This is a genomic window from Priestia megaterium, assembly GCF_041941685.1.
Classification (GTDB): Bacteria; Bacillota; Bacilli; order Bacillales; family Bacillaceae_H; genus Priestia; species Priestia megaterium_C.
This window is the reverse complement of sequence record NZ_CP130958.1, coordinates 3,385,710-3,407,397: the sequence shown is the minus strand read 5'-3', so window position 1 is coordinate 3,407,397 and position 21,688 is coordinate 3,385,710. Positions and strand designations below refer to the sequence as shown.

Annotated in this window: 23 protein-coding genes; 15 read left to right on the top strand and 8 right to left on the bottom strand. The window is 38.7% G+C overall.

Annotation, left to right across the window (positions count from 1 at the left end; genetic code table 11):
- The first annotated feature begins 63 nt into the window (after positions 1 to 63).
- Positions 64 to 1,005 carry a magnesium transporter CorA family protein gene (locus Q5794_RS17980; protein ID WP_192994667.1) on the top strand — a complete coding sequence of 314 codons (942 nt, stop codon included), beginning with the start codon at positions 64 to 66 and terminating at the stop codon, positions 1,003 to 1,005.
- Positions 1,006 to 1,052: 47 nt separating this feature from the next.
- Here the strand turns inward: Q5794_RS17980 and Q5794_RS17975 are convergent, their stop codons facing one another.
- The 3 genes from Q5794_RS17975 to Q5794_RS17965 form a co-directional block, all read right to left on the bottom strand.
- Positions 1,053 to 1,349 (bottom strand): hypothetical protein, encoded by a 297-nt coding sequence (locus Q5794_RS17975; RefSeq protein ID WP_374988258.1) that lies wholly within the window; start codon positions 1,347 to 1,349, stop codon positions 1,053 to 1,055.
- A 23-nt stretch (positions 1,350 to 1,372) separates the two neighbouring features.
- Positions 1,373 to 1,675 carry a hypothetical protein gene (locus tag Q5794_RS17970; RefSeq protein WP_013084193.1) on the bottom strand — a complete coding sequence of 101 codons (303 nt, stop codon included), beginning with the start codon at positions 1,673 to 1,675 and terminating at the stop codon, positions 1,373 to 1,375.
- Between the two features lie 133 nt (positions 1,676 to 1,808).
- Positions 1,809 to 3,020, bottom strand: coding sequence for an AGE family epimerase/isomerase (locus tag Q5794_RS17965; protein WP_374988257.1), 1,212 nt, complete (start codon positions 3,018 to 3,020; stop codon positions 1,809 to 1,811).
- Between the two features lie 348 nt (positions 3,021 to 3,368).
- On the opposite strand from Q5794_RS17965, the gene Q5794_RS17960 reads away from it, so the two are divergent.
- Positions 3,369 to 3,698, top strand: a complete 330-nt coding sequence (locus Q5794_RS17960) for an SH3 domain-containing protein (RefSeq protein WP_374988256.1) — start codon at positions 3,369 to 3,371, stop codon at positions 3,696 to 3,698.
- Between the two features lie 36 nt (positions 3,699 to 3,734).
- A complete protein-coding gene (locus tag Q5794_RS17955; protein WP_374989232.1) occupies positions 3,735 to 4,694 on the top strand; it encodes a D-alanyl-D-alanine carboxypeptidase family protein in 960 nt (319 codons plus the stop codon).
- A gap of 419 nt (positions 4,695 to 5,113) precedes the next feature.
- Here the strand turns inward: Q5794_RS17955 and Q5794_RS17950 are convergent, their stop codons facing one another.
- Positions 5,114 to 5,326: a cold-shock protein gene (locus tag Q5794_RS17950; RefSeq protein ID WP_016764987.1), complete on the bottom strand. Its 213-nt coding sequence runs from the start codon at positions 5,324 to 5,326 to the stop codon at positions 5,114 to 5,116.
- A gap of 232 nt (positions 5,327 to 5,558) precedes the next feature.
- Here Q5794_RS17950 and Q5794_RS17945 point away from each other — a divergent pair, with 232 nt between their 5' ends.
- The 3 genes from Q5794_RS17945 to Q5794_RS17935 all read left to right on the top strand — a co-directional run bounded on the left by Q5794_RS17945 (position 5,559) and on the right by Q5794_RS17935 (position 8,686).
- On the top strand, positions 5,559 to 6,428 hold the full coding sequence (locus tag Q5794_RS17945) for an STAS domain-containing protein (protein ID WP_374988255.1): 870 nt from the start codon (positions 5,559 to 5,561) through the stop codon (positions 6,426 to 6,428).
- Positions 6,429 to 6,808: 380 nt separating this feature from the next.
- A complete protein-coding gene (locus Q5794_RS17940) occupies positions 6,809 to 7,963 on the top strand; it encodes a ParM/StbA family protein (protein WP_214987440.1) in 1,155 nt (384 codons plus the stop codon).
- Positions 7,964 to 7,978: 15 nt separating this feature from the next.
- On the top strand, positions 7,979 to 8,686 hold the full coding sequence (locus Q5794_RS17935; RefSeq protein ID WP_374988254.1) for a hypothetical protein: 708 nt from the start codon (positions 7,979 to 7,981) through the stop codon (positions 8,684 to 8,686).
- A gap of 190 nt (positions 8,687 to 8,876) precedes the next feature.
- On the opposite strand, the gene Q5794_RS17930 is transcribed toward Q5794_RS17935, so the two are convergent.
- Together Q5794_RS17930 and Q5794_RS17925 are read right to left on the bottom strand one after the other, a co-directional pair.
- A complete protein-coding gene (locus Q5794_RS17930; RefSeq protein ID WP_374988253.1) occupies positions 8,877 to 9,188 on the bottom strand; it encodes a hypothetical protein in 312 nt (103 codons plus the stop codon).
- A 224-nt stretch (positions 9,189 to 9,412) separates the two neighbouring features.
- Complete coding sequence (locus Q5794_RS17925; protein WP_374988252.1) at positions 9,413 to 9,940, bottom strand: cupin domain-containing protein; 528 nt, start codon at positions 9,938 to 9,940, stop codon at positions 9,413 to 9,415.
- Positions 9,941 to 10,216: 276 nt separating this feature from the next.
- On the opposite strand from Q5794_RS17925, the gene Q5794_RS17920 reads away from it, so the two are divergent.
- From Q5794_RS17920 to Q5794_RS17910, 3 genes are all read left to right on the top strand, one after another.
- Positions 10,217 to 10,405, top strand: coding sequence for a hypothetical protein (locus tag Q5794_RS17920; protein ID WP_013058178.1), 189 nt, complete (start codon positions 10,217 to 10,219; stop codon positions 10,403 to 10,405).
- Between the two features lie 242 nt (positions 10,406 to 10,647).
- The gene (locus Q5794_RS17915) at positions 10,648 to 10,824 is read left to right on the top strand and encodes an aspartyl-phosphate phosphatase Spo0E family protein (protein ID WP_235569042.1); all 177 of its coding nucleotides are present in this window, start codon (positions 10,648 to 10,650) and stop codon (positions 10,822 to 10,824) included.
- A 253-nt stretch (positions 10,825 to 11,077) separates the two neighbouring features.
- Positions 11,078 to 11,467 (top strand): MerR family transcriptional regulator, encoded by a 390-nt coding sequence (locus Q5794_RS17910; RefSeq protein WP_025750854.1) that lies wholly within the window; start codon positions 11,078 to 11,080, stop codon positions 11,465 to 11,467.
- A gap of 79 nt (positions 11,468 to 11,546) precedes the next feature.
- Here Q5794_RS17910 and Q5794_RS17905 read toward each other — a convergent pair whose 3' ends face one another.
- Positions 11,547 to 12,602: an NAD(P)-dependent alcohol dehydrogenase gene (locus Q5794_RS17905; protein ID WP_214987437.1), complete on the bottom strand. Its 1,056-nt coding sequence runs from the start codon at positions 12,600 to 12,602 to the stop codon at positions 11,547 to 11,549.
- A gap of 201 nt (positions 12,603 to 12,803) precedes the next feature.
- Positions 12,804 to 13,064, bottom strand: coding sequence for an HPr family phosphocarrier protein (locus Q5794_RS17900; protein ID WP_214987436.1), 261 nt, complete (start codon positions 13,062 to 13,064; stop codon positions 12,804 to 12,806).
- A 939-nt stretch (positions 13,065 to 14,003) separates the two neighbouring features.
- Between Q5794_RS17900 and iolE the strand changes: the two genes are divergently transcribed.
- From iolE to iolD, 6 genes are all read left to right on the top strand, one after another.
- Positions 14,004 to 14,897 (top strand): myo-inosose-2 dehydratase, encoded by an 894-nt coding sequence (gene iolE / locus Q5794_RS17895; RefSeq protein ID WP_374988251.1) that lies wholly within the window; start codon positions 14,004 to 14,006, stop codon positions 14,895 to 14,897.
- Positions 14,898 to 14,917: 20 nt separating this feature from the next.
- Positions 14,918 to 16,336, top strand: coding sequence for a sugar porter family MFS transporter (locus Q5794_RS17890; protein ID WP_164796004.1), 1,419 nt, complete (start codon positions 14,918 to 14,920; stop codon positions 16,334 to 16,336).
- Positions 16,337 to 16,358: 22 nt separating this feature from the next.
- Positions 16,359 to 17,216, top strand: coding sequence for a 2-keto-myo-inositol isomerase (iolI, locus tag Q5794_RS17885; RefSeq protein WP_192994655.1), 858 nt, complete (start codon positions 16,359 to 16,361; stop codon positions 17,214 to 17,216).
- Between the two features lie 46 nt (positions 17,217 to 17,262).
- Positions 17,263 to 18,102, top strand: a complete 840-nt coding sequence (gene fba / locus Q5794_RS17880) for a class II fructose-1,6-bisphosphate aldolase (protein ID WP_374989231.1) — start codon at positions 17,263 to 17,265, stop codon at positions 18,100 to 18,102.
- A 217-nt stretch (positions 18,103 to 18,319) separates the two neighbouring features.
- A complete protein-coding gene (locus Q5794_RS17875) occupies positions 18,320 to 19,075 on the top strand; it encodes a DeoR/GlpR family DNA-binding transcription regulator (RefSeq protein ID WP_374988250.1) in 756 nt (251 codons plus the stop codon).
- Positions 19,076 to 19,670: 595 nt separating this feature from the next.
- Positions 19,671 to 21,593, top strand: coding sequence for a 3D-(3,5/4)-trihydroxycyclohexane-1,2-dione acylhydrolase (decyclizing) (gene iolD / locus Q5794_RS17870; protein WP_374988249.1), 1,923 nt, complete (start codon positions 19,671 to 19,673; stop codon positions 21,591 to 21,593).
- Positions 21,594 to 21,688: the final 95 nt, after the last annotated feature.

The window sequence follows — 21,688 nt, the reverse complement described above, 5'->3', positions numbered from 1 at the left end:
GTGTGAGGTTTTAAATGATTGTATATAGGGAAAAATTTTAATAAAAGGGGAAAGAGGGAAAGTATGAATACCGTGACGAGCGATCAGTGGAAATGGTATCAGTTTGATTTAGAAGAAGCAGACGGAATAGCTGATATAATCAAAGACTATCAGTATCCAAGAGATGAATGGTTTTGTCAGCAGCTTCAAAAGAAAAATTCTAATCATATTCAAGTAGATGTAATAGGAGAAAGTGAGCTCATTTATGGTTCACTGATTTATCATAAGGAGTCGTTTGACCAAAAAAATTACGATTCGTTTCATTTTTATATTACCGAGGAGTTTATTATAACGGCAGGAATCGATTTAAAAATCCTCGAGAACACCAATCATGAACGAATGATTGAACGCATGAAGCAGTCTGCTAACACGGCGGAAAGTTTTTTTATTCTTTTAGGCGAAATTATGAAAAAACACTTAAATGGGTTTGATCAGTTTGAAAGTCATTTCAGAGAGCTTCTGTGGGAAGTTCGCCATAATAATAACATCGACGTGTTAGATGAAATTCACAAAGCGCGGTATGACCTGCTTATATGGACAAATTTAATCAGTTCTGTTCAAGAAGTCACCATGGGAATAGAAGAAGCGTTTCATAAAAAAATTAACCAAACGGTCGAATATCAGCGGATGTGTAAAAAAATTGAAATTGGCTTAACGCTGATTGAACAATATCAAAAAGAATTTGACGCGTTAATTAAATTAGAAGAAGTTGTGTCTACTCATCGAGGAAATGAGATTATGAAAGCTTTAACGCTGCTGACAGCAATCAGCACGCCTTTAACGGCTTTTGGAGCTCTTTGGGGAATGAACTTTAAAGAGATGCCGGAGCTTGATTTGAAGTTTGGCTATATTTATGCGCTCATTTTAATTGTTCTTTCGACCGTTGCCATTTATCTCTATCTACGAATGAAAGGGTGGACGGGCGATCTGTTAAAAGGAAGAAAAAAGAATTCATTTTTTAAATAAGCTTTTAATAAAAGCAGCCGCTTAATAAGCGGCTGCTTTGTTGTCTGTTATCCGCGCCTCCACGTCGTAGGCTCACCTGAACGAAGGCATCTTGGAAATAAATCGTTTTCTTTTAGCTTTACATGATTGCCGTTTTCGTCGGTATAGCGACCGGTTTGCGGAACCAATTCTCCGGTTGAAAAGGCGTCATCTACAGGCTTCCACGTCGTTGATTCACGTGTGTGTGGGCAAGGTGTAAAAAGATCATCTTTTTGAAAGAGTTTAATTTCACCTTCCGCACAAACGTAAGCGCCCGATTCTGGTACAGCTTCACTCGTTCGATAAATGTTCTGTACGGTCTTCACACGTATCCAACCTTTCTTTTTGATTAGTTGTATTTTAGTGTTCCGGTCGTGGCGTCCATGTACGTACGGTCTTCTATAATATCCGAGTCGTCTAGCTTTCTAAAAGGAGCGCAGTAGCATACAACACCCGTCTCGATTTCAATTTCTTGAAATCCGTACGCACGGCAAAGGTATTCGCCGACATCGCTTGGAGCTGGATGCGTATCCAACTCATCTAATGCTTCATTAAACATCTCTAAAAATTCTTTTTTCGAAAATTTCTTCTCATGGTGCAGTGTTACTGGGTCTCCAGAATCTGTTCCTTGTGCTAACGCGTAAAAATACATCGTCCTCACTCCTTGCATATATATAGTCGTGCTTTTTCTGAAATGTAGAAACATTGATTGTTAGTAAGTAAATTCCCTTAAATAAAAGAAATAAACGCATTTGGAAGAAAACGGTTTCTTTATGATTATTATCTTAACGATAATTCAGTGCTATCAGCGTTTGATAGCAAGCTGCCACAGGGTGATAATCGGCTTTAGGCGCCGGGCTTTTTTTCGAGCTGTAGCGTTCGTTTTGCTGATTTAACAGCTGATACCAGCCTCCATATGTGTGATCGATAAAGTGTTTCTGACAGTAGGAGAACAGGGCATCGTATGCTTTCCAATATCCGCTGTCTCCGGTTTTTACCCCGAGCAGTGAAGCCGCAGAAATGGCTTCGGCCATCACCCAGTAGTTTTTATCTCGATCAATGACCTCTTCTTGAGGAGACAGCGCAAAGTAAAGACCTCCGTACTTAGCATCCCAGCCTCGGTTCCAGCCCTTATCAAACAAATCTTTTGCACGTTCTGTCATCCAGTTTTCCGAACGGTGCCGATCAAGCCATAAAAGCAGCTTGCTCCATTCAAATTGATGTCCTGGTATAAAGCCGTACGGACGAAATTCATCTTTTGTATTGTTTTTATTGTAGTCCCAATCTGGCTGCCAGTCTGTATCATAGTGCTCCCAAATCATGCCGCCAGATCGTTCAGCAAGCTGCTGAGTAAAGCCTTTTGCAAGCGTGTACGCTCGGTCTAAGTATTTTTTATCTCTTGTTGCTTCAAAGGCAGAAAGCATCGCTTCACACATATGCATATTTGCATTTTGGCCACGATATAAAGAAGAAGCCGACCACGATGCGTCCCATTCGTCTCGGTAAAAGCTGTGCGCATCTTCCCAAAAGTACTTTTCCATCACGTCATATATCTGTTCAATTGTTTCTTTTGCTTCTTGAATGCCGGCTTGATATGCGATGGAAGAAGCTAAAAGAGCAAAAGCGTGGCCATATGCTTGTTTGGAATCATCTTTTACTTCTCCGTCATCGGCTATTTCAAAAAAATATCCGCCGTGCTCTCTGTCATAATGGCTGTTTTGTAGAAAACGAATGCCGTGCTGAGCTGCTTCTTTGCACCAATCCGGCCCGTCTAAAAGAGCCCCTACACTGAAGATATAAATAAAGCGCGCCGTACTTACCAAGTGCTTTGAATGCGTGTTTTTGACGGTGCCGTCGTCGTAGTATTCATGGATATACCCGCCGTTTTTTTGGTCAATACAAGCGGGATAGTAGAAATGAAGCGTATCAAAAATATGCTGTTTTAATGTGTGAGGTTCTCGAAACGCAGTTGAGGAAAAATCCGCTGCCGTGTTCATTTTATCACCATCTCAATCTTTGTTTTTAGTTATTTTTTTACCCTAAGCAATTGTGAGAGTAAACGTAAGGGTTTTTTTGCTGTTTCTGCTCTATTATTCTATTTTTGTTGAAAATGTATCAGTTTGGAAACAAGTTTGAAATATTTTGATATACTTTTGACACGATTATCCGGTATTCTAAAAGTACGTGCTAGCTGGAACGAAGTAATGGTAAGCCTCTAGACGTCGAATAATTTTACTTAATGTTGTTTAGTTAAGGTTGAGCTTAAACATCGGATCCTGTTTTCACTTAACCTATTAAACTAGCAGCATATATTTCTATTATATTTTGCAAATGAGGTATAAAAAATGACAGAAGTGAACAAACAAAGATTTTACAAAAAATTAGCGGTAACAGGTCTTGCTTTTACCCTTGTAGGGGCAGGAACTCTAGGTCTTCATTCTTTAAATTTTACGGGTGAGCCAACTGTAGCAAGCGCAGCGGCAGAAACGTACACAACAACGGCGAATTTAAATATTCGAAGCGGCCCATCAACGTCTAACGCGATTATTGCGACAGTTAAACAAAGCACGCAGCTAACGGTAGTTGGACAAGCAGCAAGCGGCTGGCTGAAAGTAAGCTATCAAGGCAAAACGGGCTACGTAATCAGCCAGTATGTGGAAAAATATGTAAGATAAACGACAAAAACCTATGTAACAACGGCAAATTTAAATATTCGAAGCGGCCCATCGACGTCAAGCACGATTGTTGTAACGGTCAAACAAGGCACGCAGCTAACGTCGATAGAACAAGCAGCGAACGGCTGGCTAAAAGTGAGCTATCAAGGCAAAACGGGCTATGTGAGCACGCAGTACGTAAAGGAATCAACGGGTTCTTCTGAACCGGCTCCAGCTCCGGCGGCTTCTGTCTATGTGGCAACGGCGAATTTAAATGTTCGAACAACTGCTTCAACTTCTGGTGCTGTCATGGCAACACTTAAAGCGGGCACACAGCTAGACGTAACGGCTAAAGCAGCAAACGGCTGGCTGAAAATTACGTATCAAGGTAAAGTTGGCTATGTAAGCGGTCAATACGTACGAGCATTAGCTGGCATGAAAGTGGTTTCGAACCCTGAAAGCATCCAAGTTGTTGTGAATAAACAAAACAAGCTTCCGGAAAACTACGTTCCGAAAGATTTAGTATATACAACGATTCCATTTACATTCAAAGAACAAACGGAAAAGAAAAAAATGCGCAGTGAAGCAGCAGCAATTGCACAGTTATTTGCGGGTGCGAAAAAACAAGGCGTTACGCTTCTTGGCGTATCGGCTTACCGTTCACATGCAACACAAAGTGCGCTTTTTAGTTCGTATGTTCAAAGAGACGGCTATGATAAAGCGGCAACTTATAGCGCATTGCCAGGCACGAGTGAACATGAAACGGGTCTTGGAATTGATGTAACAAAAGGAGACGGTACATGTGCTGCTCAAGACTGCTTTGGCGGAACTAAAGAAGCAACTTGGCTTGATGCCCACGCAGCAGAATACGGATTTATCATTCGTTATCCAAAAGGGAAAGACGCGGTAACCGGCTATAAATATGAGCCGTGGCATTTGCGATATGTAGGAAAACCAGTGGCGCAGGCGATTAAGAGTAAAGGAATTACGCTTGAAGAATATTACGGAATTAAGTAGTTTAAAAAACAGGCTAGAATAAAAGTATCTTAGTTGAAGGAAGATCCGAACGCGTTTGATTCTTGATGGAGAATCAAACGTATTCGGATTTTTTTATTGGCAGGGTGAAGGTAGGTTTCATATATGCAGCGGCTTCTAAGTGCTGACTGGAGGGCAAGGCTCATCGGCCTCCCCGCAGAAAGCGAAGTCTTGCAGAGAAATTAACAGCGTTGGAACAAGTAAGTGATTCATACTAGCTGCTTTATCCCATTTGTTCGTGTTTAGATTGGATGGATTTAGTTATGCCTCAATTTGAATGTAGAATTATTTGCATCATATAAAAAACACCTCTTTCGAACAAAAGTCGAAGAGGTGTTTTTTGATTCGAAAAGTATTTGATTCGACAGTCTACCCATAACCTGTATGTAAATGTCACTCTATCAGTCAACTGGGTGTACTTTTATAGCGCTGGGTCCTTTAGCTCCTTCTTGGATTTCAAACTCTACTTTTTGTCCTTCTGCCAGGTTTTTATATTCCTCACGGTCGATCGCATTGGAGTGAACGAACACTTCTTTTGATCCGTCTTCGGGTGTGATAAATCCAGATCCTTTTGATTCGTTGAATGATTTAACGGTTCCTTTATGTTTGCTCATTGAAAAATCCCCCTTATAAGTATAGAAATAAATTCATAGTAGCTTTTTACCCAAACGCTGAAATTTCAATCATTTTACGGTAGGTATACCGATTAGAAGAGTAGGGATAAAAGTAAATAGGGAGGGCTTAACAATTTTTTTATTTCGGTTATATTTTTATATTGTATGTGATATAACTATTGTTATAAAATGTAATCGTTAATTCTGTTAACTAAAGGAGATAAAGAAAAAAATGAGGGATGAGTTGTTATATATAGGGAAGAAAATTATCGATAATAAACAGGAATTAGCGATACAATTTTCTGATCTAATGGACTCTGAATATAAGCGGAAGCTTGTTTACCACGAAGAAAGCGAAGTTTTAAAATGGAGAGCAGAACTCATTGAGTATTTAGGCGAGTCGTTATTCGAAGAGCACTCGGTCGTTTTAAAGAAAATCGTTCAGTGGGGTACAGATATAGGAAAAGTGGCTGTGGAAAACGGACTTTCTTTGAGTCAAACGTTAAAATCGCTCGCGCTGTTTCGCACAGTGATATGGGGTGTTTTTACAGAAGAGCTGCAGCAGAAGCAGTTTGCTCCTATTACGATGCTTGATGTAAGTAAAAAAATTGACCCGATGCTTGATCAGCTTAATCATATATTTGTTGAAATCTATGAAGAACATAATACGGACACCATAAAACGCGCTTATGCAGTGCTAGAAGAATTATCAGTTCCCATCGTTCCTCTTTCTGAAGGAATCGCTGTGATGCCAATCGTTGGACAAATTGATACGCATCGTTCGCAGCTTATTATGGAAACGGCTTTAGAAAAAAGCGCTCAGCTGCAGCTGAGTTATTTAATATTTGATATTTCAGGTGTTCTTATCGTCGATACGATGGTAGCGGACAATATTTTTCAAATTGTAAAAGCCTTACAGCTTATCGGCACTAAAACGATGATTACCGGAATACGTCCGGAAATCGCGCAAACCGTTGTGGATTTAGGCGTCGATTTTGGAACCATCAAAACAAGAGCGACGTTAGAAAAAGGTCTTGAAGAAATAGGCTTTAGTAAACTGTCAGAAAATCCACAAAGAAAAAAAGACAAATGGCGTTATTAATAAATTTAAAAAACCAGAGGCTGGGACAAAAATATTTTAGTTGACGTTAAATCCGAACTATTAATCTGATTGATGGTTTGGGTTTTTTTGTTGTTATGGTGGACGTAGGTTTCATGTATGTGGCTGCTTCGAGCTGGTGATTGGAAGGCTTATATTGCAAAAAATTTATGGGGAAGTCACAGCGTGCCATGTTACATTCCTTGTAAAAATGGGTACTGGTAAAAAGAAGCATTTCAAGTGCTTTTCAATTACATTAACCGTCTAAAATTAATTAATTGTCAATTTCGAATAACAGAAATTATTTAAATACTTAGACAAACAAATGAGGAAAATATATACTTATTAGTGTTGTCACGAAAAGATAAAGGGGAGAAACAAGGATGGATATCAAACGTCAAAACGTTGATTTTGGTAACTCAATTTTTCAAACGCTAGTGGATGGTTATTACTATGAAATTCCTACAAACGTAGTAGAAATCACAAAAGATCAGGCAGAGGGTCATTTTCCTTCAAGTGTAAATGAATCGGAATTACTTCTTCAAAATTTACTGATTTCTACAACAATTGAAGGAGTAGAAAAGTATTATTTAGTAGGAGACGCAGCAGAGAAACACGTGCTAGGCAATATCCATATTAATAAGTTACATAATAAAACTGAATCTGATATTCCTTATGTGATGTTTTTAGCTTCAGTTGCTTATTACAACATACTTAAAGGAAAAGACAAAGAGGATAATCATGTGACGATTAATTATTTCTCGACTATGCTTCCGATTTGGCTGCTTAAGAAAACAAATAAATTCAGTGAAATGCAGCAGAAGATGGCCGAACGTTTTCAAGGAGAGCATACGGTGACGGTATTGACTCCTGGATTAGAAAAAACGGTCACTGTGAACATTGAAACGAGCAAATGCCGTATTGAAAGCGAAGTTGCTCGCTGGGCAATCAAAAAAGATTTTGAATTACAAGATAGAGAAGAAGCAAATGCATTCAAACATTTTGAAACACTAATTGTAGATTTGGGCGGAGGCACGGTTGACCTAGCACTGCTTCCTGCAGGACTTCAAGCTCCTAAAAGCAGAAATTCGCTGAAGTGTCTTACGGATATTTCATATTTGAAGCATATTGAAAAGCTAAGAAATGAAAAGCTGCTGGAGTATTTTGATGATGTTCGTTTATTAGAAGAATTTATTATTGCCAATATCCATAAAGCAAAAATGGAGCAAAGAGACGGCAATAGCGGGAAAAAAGTAGATCTCACGGAGCCTATTCACGCTTCGCTTAGAGAATACACGCAAATTTTATTAACGAAAGTTGAAAATCTATTTCCATCGCCAAAAGATAAAGTCTATAAATATATTTATATTGGAGGACTGGCTCCTATCCTTCAACAGTTTATTGCAGAGCAGATTGATAATATGTACGGGGAAGAAATCAGAGAAGAAAATCATCTTTTCTTGCCGGAGACGCGCAAATTAAATTTATACGGTCTTGAAATTTTAAGCAGACATGAAACAAACGCAGTTCACGTTTAAAAAGGGGGAGCATATATGAGTCATCAAAACACTCGCCTTAAGGAAGCACTAGATGATTGGTACGGTCAGCTAAGCTCCCAAATGGCTGCACCATTTTACTTACTATCAAATGCGTTTCTGACAGCTGGCAATCTATCAGCAGATATGATGGGAGCAAGGGAAAAGACCGTAAGTAATAGAGATGAACGTGCAAATTTCACAATCGACACTGCTGACATTCCGTCAGAAATGACTTCATTTCTGAAAGAAAAACAGCAGGCAAACGAGCTGCAGGACTATATAGTAAGACTAATACAGCAAGACTTGCAAAAAATGAGTAAAGAAAATGAAGTGGAGACGCTCGTTCATTCACTTCGAAAAGAGCTGTTGGGCGAAATTGACTTACTAAAAAAAGAAATGAATTCACGTCTTGCTGCAAATCGTGAGGAGTATGAGTCCAAACAGGCAAATGAACTGCAGGATTATGTAGCGAAGCTTGTGGAACAAAACGGGCAGAAAGACAGCCGGGAAGAAGATTTTCAATCGTTAGTTCATTCATTAAGAGCCGAGCTGTTAGGCGAAATTCATTTGCTTAAAAAAGAGCTGGGCTCTGCGTCAGCTCCTTCTTATAAGCAGCTGAAACCCGTTAGGAATGAGGAAGAAGAAACATTTAAAGAAGGTCAATTAATTAAAAGTGAAAAAGTGACCGGAACCATTCAAGAAGATATCGATGTAGATTTCTAAACAGAAAGTAGAGGCGTAATATGCCTCTACTTTTATTATTTTTCTATTTAACATGAGGCTGGGGCAAAAGTATGTTAGGTAAAGGAAGGTCCGAACGAGTTTGATTCTTGATTGTGAATCCAACTTGTTCGGTTTTTTTTATTAGTATGGTGACTGTGGATTTATATATCTAAAAACTTTAGCATATGAATCACAAAGCTCTTTTGTTTCTTTTTAGCTTTTTTCGAAAGTATAAGCAAAGATCAAATGTAGCGATGGTACAGATACTGCATTTTATCATAAACCAAAATAACGATTCGTTTATGCCAAATCCGCCAATCGAAGCTTTTAGTTCATTTAACTGCCCAAGAATTAAATTTATGTCATTTTCATAGGCCACAGTAAAAGATTTAATCACAAGCATGGTCATAATGACTGCTTCTACAGAGATATATAGAATTTTTCTTGCTAGTTTAAGAGAAGGATTTACGTTTGATTTGGGAATTTTATAAAAAAATTTCATCGCCTGTTTGCCTTTCAGTTATTTTAAACTGTTTAAAAAGATTATTTTATTCTATAATTCTTTCCTTTGCTAGAAAATCCTTTATGTATAGCAAGTTTAAAAAAAGCCCGCTAGAAAAGGTCATACACCGATTTTCTAGCGAGCTTCTTTAGTCAACATCCATCTATTTACTTAGTATGGATCCTGAAAAAGCGTTCCAATTCTGCATAACGCTCTGCTCATCTTTAATGTTCTTCAGCCAGGGCGTTTGCTTTTGTCACATGAACCGTGCCAAATGGGTGATTTGGAGGAGAGTATATGGAGTAAAGCTTTAGCGGAGTGGTACCCGTATTGGTGACATCATGCCACGTTCCGGCAGGGATAAATATCGCATCATCATCGTAGACTTTTCGTTTAAAGGTTAGATTGTTTTTACTTTTGCCCATTTGAACAATGCCTTGCCCTTGTTCAATACGCAGGAATTGATCAACGTTAGGGTGGATTTCTAAGCCGATATCTTCACCGGGCTTAAGACTCATTAACGTCACTTGTAAATGTGTTCCCGTCCATAAAGCAGTGCGGTACGTATTGTTTTGCTTTGACGCTTCATTAATGTTAATAACAAATGGTCTTGGTCCGTAGTCCTTTAATTTACCGTTTCTTTGCTGAAACTGTTCGCTGGTGTGATAGTGATTCGGCACATAATAACTATATGGCTGCCAGCTGTAGTACACTGGGGTCTGCCACTGATGATAATAAGGTGTATAGTGCATACTCATTCTCCTTTTCTCGTTTAATTTTTCTTTTCATCCTATGCTTTTGTTAAAACGGTTGATACCATTTGCCTTTTTGGCCGCGGTCTTTATCCACTTATTTTTTGCTGAAATCATGTGATTAATGATTTATCTGAGCTCTTTGATTGTGTTGCGGTGGTTAAAAAATACTTTCATCACTTTAATACGATAATTCATTAAAAAAATATATCGTATGAAAACGTTTTATTTGATATAATTTTAGGAGATGAAAATTATTTTAAAGGGTGACGTTCATTGAAAGAAAAAAAACTTCAAGAATTAACTGAACATCTTAATAATTTATTCAACAATTTAATTCATGGATCTATCACAGAAGGTGAATTTAATGAGCTGTCCGAAGAGCTTTACAGAAAGCAAACTAGGCTGCGCTATGAGATAGAGTGTGAGAAAGGTTCGTATTATAGAGAATATTTTAGAGGCTAAGGCTTTGTATTAGACTGCTTTATAAGAAATAAGAAAAGGCCTCCATTTAGGAGGCCTTTTCTTAACTTCTAACAGAAAGTGGAGTGATACTTTCTAGTTCAATAAGTATATTAGTATATTTACTTTATAAAAAATAAAACTGTTTAAGCTCTAAAACTCGCTATTCACCCCCAAAAACCTGTATGATAGGTTTAAGATTACCGCATATGAGATATATGTATAGTAAAAAGGGGTGATGAGCTGTGAAGTGGTATAAAGGAGTTGTCATGCAAGTCTTAATGACAGAAATCGAAACAGCAAGAGAGCACATGGTTATGTTAGGACTTACAGAAGGTCTTACAAGTCGTAATACAGTTCGAATCAGTCAAACCCTTGATTATTTGTTAAATGAACTAAGTAAAGTGATGGTCGCAGATTAATTGTATTTTATATAAAAATGAAAAGAGCTGCTGACTTCACGGCAGCTCTTTATAAGTTGCCTTAACGTTTACTTTAATGTTTATGATACTATTTATACAGTTACCTCATATCATAGCAAAGAAAATAGAGGAATCTATTATATATATCGTATAGTAGAAACCTAGAAAATGAGTTGAAAGCACCCGTGAAAAGGGAACCTTAGATACATAAAGCAAACGCCGTACTAAGAATGGCGATGGAGGGTATAGTGGAATGGAATATCATATTAAAGAGGCCGCTGCAAAGGTAGGGCTGCCTACGCATACGCTTCGATACTACGAACAGCAAGGGCTTTTACCTTTTATAAAAAGAGATGAGAACGGAAATCGTATTTTTAGCGAGTCCGATATCGAGTGGCTAGAATTTATTATTTGCTTACGAAAAACGGATATCGCTCTTTTAGAATTACGTAAAATTGTTGAATTAACACAAGAAGGCGATGATACAATCGGTTTGCGCAAGCAGATATTTGAAAAGCATAGAGAGAAAATGATGGAAAAACAAAGAGAGCTGGACGCAGCTTTTAGAAAAGTGGAAACGAAAATTGACTACTATGATAAATTAGAACAAAAGTATCAGGAAGAGCTTTCATCTAAAGCCTAATTTACCGTTTGTTTTCTTATTTTATAAAGGAATAAAAAGCGGGCAGCTAATCCAATTAGCTGCCCGCTTTTCTCTAAATTTACAGTGTAGAAATGTCAATAACAAATCGATAGCGAACATCGCTGCGAAGAACGCGCTCGTACGCTTCATCTACTTGCTTAGCATCGATGACTTCAATCATAGGAGCAACTCCGTGTTCAGCCGCAAAATCAAGCATTTCTTGTGTTTCACGAATGCCGCCTACAAGTGAACCAGCAATGCTGCGACGTCCCATGATAAGTGAGAATACGCTGTATTGATCTGGGTTAGCCGGTGCGCCAACGTTAACAAGCGTTCCATCTACACGAAGTAAGGATAAGTATTGATCCACGTTCAGGTTAGCCGATACCGTGTTTAAGATAAGGTCAAAGCGACCCGCTAATTCAGTAAATGTCGCTTCATCACTTGTTGCAAAATAATGATCTGCGCCAAAGCTTAGAGCTTCTTCTTTTTTATTGTTAGAACGGCTCAATACCGTCACTTCAGCACCCATTGCATGCGCAAATTGAATCGCTACATGTCCAAGACCGCCCATTCCTACGATCGCCACTTTTTTGCCAGGACCAGCATTCCAGTGCTTTAACGGAGAAAATGTCGTAATTCCTGCACATAGAAGCGGACTTGCTGCATCCATACTTAAGTTATCAGGAATACGAACAACGAATCCTTCTTTTACGACGATTTTTTGGCTGTAGCCGCCGTATGTAGGGTTTCCGTCGTAATCCAACGAATTATACGTTTGAACAACGCCTTTTGTACAGTATTGCTCGTCCCCGTTCACACAGTACTCGCACTCTCCGCAAGAGTCAACGAAACATCCAACTCCTACGCGATCGCCAACTGCGTATTTTGTTACGTTTTCTCCAACCGCTTCAACTACTCCCGCGATTTCGTGGCCAGGAACCATCGGGAACATCCCGCCGCCCCATTCATCAAATGCACTATGAATATCAGAGTGACAGATACCGCTAAACTTAATGTCAATTAAAACGTCGTCTGCTCGCAGTTCTCTGCGTTCAATTGTCGTGTTCTCGAATTTTGCCTTTGCATAAGGCGCACTTAGAACACGTGATGTTGTTGTATGTTGATTACACATAAGTAAAAACACAATCCTTTCGTCATAAACATAACCAGTTTGTTAACACAGTTAGACTCACTGCCTATATTCGATATATTTAAAAGCTACAACACTAGCTTAAACGTTAAAGTCGACTTTAAAGCAAGCCCTTTTTTGAAAAAAATTTTTACTTTCTATGATTTTATGAAAAAGGAGAGTAAGGGATAGTGTAGCAGCTTTTTATCTATGTTTAGTTAAAAGAAATTCTTCGAGGGTGCGAGCGGCGGCGTGTTCATCCACTCCATTTGTCAGTAACGTTATTTCATCTCCTTTTTTAACAGCTAAAGCCATGATCTTCATGATGCTTTTTCCACTTACACATTTTCCATCTTTCGCAATAAAAATGTCACTTTGAAATGAACAAGCTTCACGTGCAAATAAAGCTGTATGTCTAGCTTGAAGTCCTCCAGAAAGCTGCACCGTCATTCTTTTAATCAGCATTGTATTTCCCCTTTTTTGTATTTTAAAAACTATAAAACTAGCTTAAACGTTAAAGTTAACTTTAAGGCAAGAGGTAATTTGGATAAAAAGTGGAAAGGGAAGAAAAGGTAAGCCTAATGTTAATGCACATAGTGATCCTGCTGTTAGTACGAGGGAATGTGAACGAAGTGTAAAGCCGCTTTTAAAGGAAAGTTCTCCTAAATCCTTTTGTTGGATGAGCAAAACACGTAAGAAGAGACCCTAAGAAACAAAGAAAAATGATGAAATACTAAGCAAATGAGAAGATTTTCCTCTTTTAACAGGTATGTGTACGTTTTCATGCGGAATGTTTCCGTTTCCACTGACTTTGTCAAACAGCAGACAATTGTTGATAATAGAGCTATAGAAGAGGCAAAGGGGACGATGAAATGAAAAAATCTATTTCAAAAATAGAACAGTTCATAACTGAATTTAAAACGTCAATGACAAGCTACGGAGAAGCTATTATAAAAGTAAAAGGAAACTGACTATAAAAGATGCAGGTCATTTTTTTATAAATCTATTCCATAAATTCATACTAAATAATAATGCTATTAAAATAAGAAATATAAATTTGCTGATAAAAGCTTTATCTATTGTTGGAATAACAGTAGGTAAAGTTTTTTTGTGTGGTTATATAAGTGGATATGATAACCTTTTATAACTAGCATTTTTAGAAGGAATAAGCTTTTAGGCAGATGCCGTGTATAAAAAATTCTGAAATTTTATTATTGACTGAAAGCGTTTTTAATATTAATATTAATTCAAACTTAACCAATATTTAACCAACACATAACAAAAGGGTTTTTTTACCTACAAATGAAATCGATTTCATTTGTAGAGTTATAAGATTGGTAAGTTTTATCACTATCTATGGCTAGTGAGGCAGCATTACACAATAAGGGGAAATGAGGAATCAAAATGGGAAACGAAAATATTCTGTGGGGAATTGCTCCAATCGGCTGGAGAAATGATGATATTCCTGAAATTGGTGCAGGAAACACATTGCAGCATCTGTTAAGCGATATCGTCGTAGCAGGCTTTCAAGGAACGGAAGTGGGAGGTTTTTTTCCTGAACCCAGCATATTAAACAAAGAGCTTGAGCTTCGAAATTTAAGAATCGCAGGGCAGTGGTTTAGCAGTTTTATCATTCGTGACGGCATAGAGGAGACGTCAAATTTATTTCACAAACATTGTCAGTATCTGCAGGAAGTGCATGCTGATGTGGCGGTCGTATCTGAGCAAACTTACAGTGTTCAAGGGATTGAAAGAAATGTTTTTGCTGAAAAACCTTATTTCAGTGATCAAGAATGGGAAGCTTTATGTGCAGGATTAAATGAGCTGGGGAAAATCGCAGCAGAATACGGTTTACGTCTTGTCTATCATCACCATATGGGGACAGGTGTACAAACATTAGCTGAAATTGATCGGTTAATGGAAGGAACCGACGCAAATCATGTTCATCTTTTATATGATACGGGACATATTTACGTTTCTGACGGAGACTATATGGAGCTATTACATAAACATATAGATCGTATTAAACACGTTCATTTTAAGGATGCAAGAAGAAACGTGCTGGAGCAGTGCAAAAAAGAAGGAAAGTCATTTTTGCAGTCGTTTCTAGCCGGTATGTTTACCGTGCCGGGTGATGGATGTGTAGATTTTACAAGCGTGTATAAAGCGTTAGTTGATTACAATTACAAAGGATGGATTGTAGTGGAGGCGGAACAGGACCCTTCTATTGCGCATCCATTGGAATATGCTTTAATGGCCCGAAAGTACATTAACGAAAAGTTAGTTATTCATTCTTAAAATAAGACGGGGGAATTAGCATGGGTAAACAGGGAAATCAACATTCATTTTTACGTACGATCATTTTAGTTTCTACGTTTGGTGGACTGCTTTTTGGATATGACACGGGAGTTATTAACGGGGCACTGCCTTATATGTCTGAATCTGATCAATTGAATCTCAACTCTTTTACTCAAGGTCTTGTAACGAGCGCTCTGTTGTTTGGTGCTGCATTTGGTGCAGTGGTAGGCGGCAGGCTAGCAGATTATAACGGGCGGCGTAAAACGATTCTGTATCTCGCCATTCTATTTTTTGTTTCCACAATTGGATGTACAATTTCGCCAAACGCAGCTGTTATGATTCTTTGCCGTTTCCTATTAGGCCTTGCTGTAGGGGGCGCATCTGTTACCGTACCGACATATTTAGCTGAAATGTCACCAGCTGAAAGCCGAGGAAAAATGGTAACTCAAAATGAACTTATGATTGTTACTGGTCAACTTCTTGCCTTTACGTTTAACGCGATTATCGGAAATATGCTAGGAGAAAACCCTCACGTTTGGCGATATATGCTGCCAATCGCTGCCATTCCAGCTGTCTTTTTATTCTTTGGCATGCTTAGAGTACCAGAAAGTCCGCGCTGGCTTGTGTCAAAAGGGAAAAATGACGAAGCGCTAACGGTTCTTCAAAAGATACGAGAAAATAAAAGAGCTAAATCAGAGCTGCAGGAGATTGAGAGCGCTTACGAGAAAGAAGCGAAAATGGAAAAAGCAACGTTTAAAGACTTAACAACTCCATGGGTTCGAAGAGTCGTTTTTCTTGGTATTGGAATTGCTGTCGTACAGCAAATTACCGGCGTAAACTCCATTATGTATTACGGTACTGAAATTTTAAAAGACGCGGGTTTTCAAACGGAAGCTGCTCTTATTGGAAATATCGGAAATGGAGTCATCTCCGTTTTAGCCACTTTTGTAGGGATTTGGCTGCTGGGTAAAGTTGGACGCAGACCAATGCTTATAACGGGATTGGTAGGAACGACTACTGCCCTGCTGCTGATTGGTATATTTTCTCTTGTATTTGAAGGGTCTGCGGCTCTTCCATATATCGTATTAGCACTGACGATTACGTTTCTTGCGTTTCAGCAAGGAGCTATATCTCCGGTAACCTGGCTAATGCTTTCAGAAATTTTCCCTTTACGTTTAAGAGGCTTAGGGATGGGTGTTACCGTATTTTGTCTATGGGGAATTAACTTCCTTGTAGGGTTAACGTTTCCTGTTTTACTGGCCAGCATTGGCTTATCCACTACGTTTTTTGTCTTTGTTGTACTCGGAATCGGAGCGATTCTATTTGTTAAAAAATTTTTACCGGAAACAAAAGGGCTTACGCTTGAAGAATTGGAACAAAGCTTCCGCAAATATGATAATGAAAGCTCTGACGTAATCAATGACAATAAAATTATTTAAGTAAAGAATGGAGAGAATGAAAATGAAACTATGTTTTAACGAAGCAACAACTTTAGAAAATTCAAATCTTAAAAAAGACCTGGAGTATTGCAACAAGCACGGATATGACTATATTGAAATTCGTACAATGGATAAACTGCCTGAGTATTTGGAAAGTCACTCAATGGATGATTTAGCGCAGTTTTTTAATACAAATCATATTAAACCGCTCGCGTTGAACGCTTTAGTTTTCTTTAATAACCGCAGTGAAACAGAGTACAAGGAAGTTATAGAAGAGTTTAAGGGTATGCTAGAAACCGCCCAAAAGATAGGTGCTCCCTATATCGTAGCCGTTCCTTTAGTAACGGAACAAAAAATCATAAAAGCAGAGATTAAGAATAGCTGCGTACAAGTGCTGAATGAATTATCGGAATTGGCTGAACCTTACGGAGTTAAAATCGCCGTTGAGTTTGTAGGTCATCCTCAGTGTACGGTTAATACGTTTGGTCAAGCTTATGATATTGTTCAAGCTGTGAACCGAGATAACGTAGGGTTAGTACTTGACTGCTTCCACTTCCATGCGATGGGGTCAAAATTAGAAGACTTAAAACAAGCGGATATTTCCAAAATATTTATCGTTCATATCGATGACACGGAAGATTTTCCTATTGGCTTCTTAACAGATGAAGATCGAGTATGGCCAGGTCTAGGAGCGATTGATTTAGACGCTATTTTCTCAACATTAAAAGAAAAAGGCTACAAAGACGCGGTATCTGTGGAGCTATTCCGACCTGAATATTATCAATTAAGTGCGGAAGAAGCAATTAAGACAGCTAAAGAGACAACTATTAAGGCTATCTCAGAATACTACAGCTTTGAAACAACAAAATCATATTCATGATAAGGAGTGTTAGTCAGTGACGTTAGTATCTTCAAAACTAGTATCAATGAAAGATATGCTTCATGCCGCTAAAAAAGGAAACTATGCGGTTGGTCAGTATAATATTAACAGCCTGCAGTGGGCACAGGCTATTTTACAAGCTGCCGAAGAGGAAAAAGCGCCTGTCATTGCAGCCGTTTCAGACAGGCTTGTCGACTATTTAGGCGGATTTAAAACCATTGTAGGCATGATCGAAGGTTTGTTAGAGGAAATGAATATTACTGTTCCTGTCGCGCTTCACTTAGATCACGGTATGAGTGTAGAAAGATGTAAAAAAGCTATCGACGCTGGATTTAGCTCGGTCATGTTTGACGGTTCTCATTACCCAATTGATGAAAATATTTCCATGACTAAGCAAGTAGTAGACTATGCTGGTGCTCAATATGTCTCAGTTGAAGCTGAAGTCGGAACAGTCGGAGGGATGGAAGATGGGCTTGTTGGCAACATCGTGTACGCTGATCCCGCTGAATGTCTGCGTCTTGTAAAAGAAACGGGAGTCGATGCTTTGGCAGCTGCTTTAGGTTCAGTTCACGGACAGTACCAAGGCGAACCGCAGCTGGGCTTTGATGAAATGAAAGAAATAGCTGACTTAACAGATGTGCCGCTGGTGTTACACGGAGGTTCTGGTATACCAAACTACCAAATTCAAAAAGCAATAGCTCTTGGACATGCGAAAATTAATGTGAACACCGAGTGCCTTCAGGCCTGGACGCGCGCTGTCCGTCACACGTTGGAAAGCGACAGTGACGTGTATGATCCGCGAACCATTCTTACACCGGGAAAAGAAGCGGTTATGGCGACTGTAAAAGAGAAAATGAGAGAGTTTCATACAAGTCATAAAGCTTAATAAAAAAGAGGCTGAGACAAAAGCATTACAGTTGAAGCAAGATCCGAACGATGAATGGAGATTCTTGATAGAAAATCCAGCTCGTTCGGATTTTTTCTTTGATAGGGTCTCAATCTCTCTTTGTTTTAGCAGTTACTCTTCTAGAAAATGCCTTTTGTAAAGGTTATAATAGTAAGTAACAAAAAAGCGAAAAGAAAGATAAACGGAGGAGGTAGAAATGTTAAAAACGAAGCGAATTCAACAAATTCAAGAGTATGTTTTTGAACATGAATCTGTCTCATTAGATGATTTGGTTTCGGTGTTTGAAGTCTCCAAAAACACGATTCGACGCGACGTTCAAAAGTTAGTGGATGAAGGGCATATTAAAAAAGTATATGGCGGAGTAGCCGTTAATCATGTGAAGCTTGAATCATTTAATGAAAGACAAACAAGAAACCAGTTTCAAAAGCGTTTAATTGCCAAAACGGCAGCTCAGTACGTAGAAAGCGGAGACGTCATCTTTATTGATTCAGGAACCACCACGTTAGAGATGATTGAGTTTCTAAAAGACAAATCGATAACGATTGTTACCAATAGTTTAGATGTTATAGTAAAAGCTTTGCCTTTTGATGCGTTAAAAGTAATTTCTACGGGCGGCTATCTCGAGCGTGAAACTCAATCTTTTTCAAGCTTTAACCACGCCAATCCTGTAAAGAACTACAACTTTGATAAAGTATTTATGGCTTCTACGGGTATTTCCATATCAAATGGCGTTACCAATTCATCGCCCGTTGAAAGTGAAATCAAAGAAACGGTTATAAAAAGAAGTACAAAAGTGTTTTTATTAGCAGATCATACAAAATTTGATAAGTATGCAATGATTACGTATTGTCAGCTGCATGAAGTGGATTATTTAATTACAGATAAAGTGGACGTCAGCTATCAGCACTATGCAAAAGAAAATGAGATTACGCTTATCCTTGCGGAAGAATAAGTGTTTTTGAGTTATTATACATATGCTTAGATCTAGAGCCAGTAGGCATACATAGAAGTATGCCTTTTCTTTTTTCTTCACATCGTGCTCCTCTATAAAGCGGTTACAGTGAATAAAAAGATAAACTAACAAAATTTTAAAAAAAGTGTTTACAAAGTAAACTGAATATTATAAACTAGGTTCATAGATAAGAAAGCGCTTTTAAAACTAAATGAAATCGATTTCATCAAACAGATCTACATGTATAATAAAATTGGTTTTACAGGTAAGACAGAGCATGGAAAATTGATGGGGAAGTTAAGGATGAAGTTTGAAAAATATTTTTTTAACACCAAATGAAATCGATTTCATTTGAAAGTGGAATTTATGATGGATTTTCGAGCTTTTCTCCATCTTCAAGCGTTAAAAAGTGCAGGGGCTGAAAGTATTTGTCTCATCGCTAAATAGCAGCTGAAACAAAGGAAAGAGCTAGGAAGTAAAAGGATAGAACCTCATTTATTATATTGAATGAAATCGATTTCATATAAAATGTGAAAAAAGGGTAGAAAAATCAATTTGATGGTGATTAATTTCAGAAGATAAGGTAGGAAGGTATATGAAAACGATAAGGTTAACAACGAGTCAAGCTTTAGTAAAATTTTTAAATCAGCAATATGTAGAATTTGATGGAAAAAAAGAACGCTTCATCAAAGGAGTATTCACCATTTTTGGACATGGAAATGTGGTGGGGATCGGGCAAGCGCTGCAGGAAAACCCAGGGGAGCTTGAAGTGTATCAAGGCAGAAACGAGCAGGGAATGGCTCATGCTGCAGTAGCTTTTGCAAAACAAAAACATCGAAAGCAAATCATGGCCTGCTCTTCTTCCGTTGGTCCAGGCTCAGCGAATATGGTTACATCGGCTGCTACAGCTACTGCAAACAATATTCCGGTTTTGCTTTTGCCAAGCGATGTGTTTGCAACTCGCCAGCCGGACCCGGTTCTTCAACAAATTGAACAAACACATGATTTATCTCTTTCTACAAATGATGCTTTCCGGTCCGTCAGCAAGTACTGGGATCGAGTCAGCCGTCCGGAACAGCTGATGTCAGCTATGATCAATGCGATGCGTGTATTAACAGATCCCGCAGATACAGGGGCCGTTACAATCGCGCTTCCGCAGGATGTACAAGGGGAAGCGTGGGATTTTCCAGAAAGTTTCTTCCGTGAGCGTACCCACCTGATTGAACGCCGCGAGCCTTCGCAAGAAAGTATCAGAAATGCAGTGGAGCTGATTAAATCAAAGAAAAAGCCTCTTCTTATTTTAGGCGGCGGCGTTCGTTATTCAGAGGCTGCGGATACATTTGCTGCATTTGCTGAAAAGTTTCATATTCCTTTTAGCGAAACGCAAGCTGGAAAAAGCGGTCTTGAAAGCAATCATCCTTTAAATCTAGGAGGAGTTGGCGTAACGGGTAACAGCGCTGCTAATAAAATAGCGCAATCTGCGGATTTAATTATTGGTGTTGGCACACGCTTCACAGATTTTACGACTTCTTCAAAACTGTTTTACGCTGAGACGGATGTATTAACCATTAACATTTCTGAATTTCACGCATCAAAACTGGAGGCTACTAAAATTGTCGCGGATGCCAAAGTGGGTCTTGAAGCTCTTTCGTCTGCGTTAGAAGGCTATAAATCAGGCTATGAAACTGAAATTGAAGAAGCTAAATCAGAATGGAATCAAGAGCTGACTCGTTTAAAAAATATTGCATACACAGGCGAAGAATTTATTCCGGAAATTAAAGGACATTTTGATCAAAACCTGTCGGAGTATAAAGATAGCCTAAGCACCGAACTTGTCCAAACGACTGTGCTTGGTAAAGTAAATGAACTAATTGCACCTGATTCTATTATTACATGTGCAGCGGGAAGCCTCCCGGGTGACCTTCAGCGCATGTGGATCTCAAATGAACGTAATACGTATCACCTTGAATACGGATATTCATGTATGGGCTATGAAATTGCTTCTGCCTTGGGCGCTAAGATGGCTGAGCCGGATAAAGAAGTGTATGCGATGGTAGGAGACGGAAGCTACTTAATGCTTCATAGTGAGCTGGTAACGAGCATTCAAGAAGGAATTAAAATAAATATTGTTCTTTTTGATAATTCCGGCTTTGGCTGTATCAATAACTTGCAGATGGATAATGGAATTGAAAGCTTCGGCACAGAATTCCGCGTTCGTAATCCACGGACGGGGCAGCTTGATGGAGATATTATGCGCATCAACTTTGCTCAATCTGGAGCTGCGTACGGAGCAAAAACATATGAAGTGTATACGATGGAAGAGCTTGAATATGCCATTGAAGATTCAAAAAAACAAAGTGTTAGTACACTGATTGACATTAAAGTTCTTCCAAAAACAATGACGGACGGCTACGATTCTTGGTGGCACGTAGGAGTAGCAGCCGTATCTGAAAGCTCAGACGTTCAAAAGGCGTTTGAAGGCAAAGAAAGTCAGTTGCAAAAAGCAAGAAAATATTAATCTTTTAAAAAGCTAGAATATCCAGTTTGCTTGATTAAAGAGTGTCCCTAGCATAAATACGTTAAAAAATAAGAAATAGAAAGGTGTGGAAAGGA

Excerpts from the sequence above, each read along its gene's own strand:
- Q5794_RS17980 (WP_192994667.1), top strand. The coding sequence starts at position 64 with ATGAATACCGTGACGAGCGATCAGTGGAAATGGTATCAGTTTGATTTA.
- Q5794_RS17970 (WP_013084193.1), bottom strand. The coding sequence starts at position 1,675 with ATGTATTTTTACGCGTTAGCACAAGGAACAGATTCTGGAGACCCAGTA.
- Q5794_RS17965 (WP_374988257.1), bottom strand. The coding sequence starts at position 3,020 with ATGAACACGGCAGCGGATTTTTCCTCAACTGCGTTTCGAGAACCTCAC.
- Q5794_RS17960 (WP_374988256.1), top strand. The coding sequence starts at position 3,369 with ATGACAGAAGTGAACAAACAAAGATTTTACAAAAAATTAGCGGTAACA.
- Q5794_RS17950 (WP_016764987.1), bottom strand. The coding sequence starts at position 5,326 with ATGAGCAAACATAAAGGAACCGTTAAATCATTCAACGAATCAAAAGGA.
- Q5794_RS17945 (WP_374988255.1), top strand. The coding sequence starts at position 5,559 with ATGAGGGATGAGTTGTTATATATAGGGAAGAAAATTATCGATAATAAA.
- Q5794_RS17940 (WP_214987440.1), top strand. The coding sequence starts at position 6,809 with ATGGATATCAAACGTCAAAACGTTGATTTTGGTAACTCAATTTTTCAA.
- Q5794_RS17935 (WP_374988254.1), top strand. The coding sequence starts at position 7,979 with ATGAGTCATCAAAACACTCGCCTTAAGGAAGCACTAGATGATTGGTAC.
- Q5794_RS17930 (WP_374988253.1), bottom strand. The coding sequence starts at position 9,188 with ATGAAATTTTTTTATAAAATTCCCAAATCAAACGTAAATCCTTCTCTT.
- Q5794_RS17925 (WP_374988252.1), bottom strand. The coding sequence starts at position 9,940 with ATGCACTATACACCTTATTATCATCAGTGGCAGACCCCAGTGTACTAC.
- Q5794_RS17910 (WP_025750854.1), top strand. The coding sequence starts at position 11,078 with ATGGAATATCATATTAAAGAGGCCGCTGCAAAGGTAGGGCTGCCTACG.
- Q5794_RS17905 (WP_214987437.1), bottom strand. The coding sequence starts at position 12,602 with ATGTGTAATCAACATACAACAACATCACGTGTTCTAAGTGCGCCTTAT.
- Q5794_RS17900 (WP_214987436.1), bottom strand. The coding sequence starts at position 13,064 with ATGCTGATTAAAAGAATGACGGTGCAGCTTTCTGGAGGACTTCAAGCT.
- iolE (WP_374988251.1), top strand. The coding sequence starts at position 14,004 with ATGGGAAACGAAAATATTCTGTGGGGAATTGCTCCAATCGGCTGGAGA.
- Q5794_RS17890 (WP_164796004.1), top strand. The coding sequence starts at position 14,918 with ATGGGTAAACAGGGAAATCAACATTCATTTTTACGTACGATCATTTTA.
- iolI (WP_192994655.1), top strand. The coding sequence starts at position 16,359 with ATGAAACTATGTTTTAACGAAGCAACAACTTTAGAAAATTCAAATCTT.
- fba (WP_374989231.1), top strand. The coding sequence starts at position 17,263 with ATGAAAGATATGCTTCATGCCGCTAAAAAAGGAAACTATGCGGTTGGT.
- Q5794_RS17875 (WP_374988250.1), top strand. The coding sequence starts at position 18,320 with ATGTTAAAAACGAAGCGAATTCAACAAATTCAAGAGTATGTTTTTGAA.
- iolD (WP_374988249.1), top strand. The coding sequence starts at position 19,671 with ATGAAAACGATAAGGTTAACAACGAGTCAAGCTTTAGTAAAATTTTTA.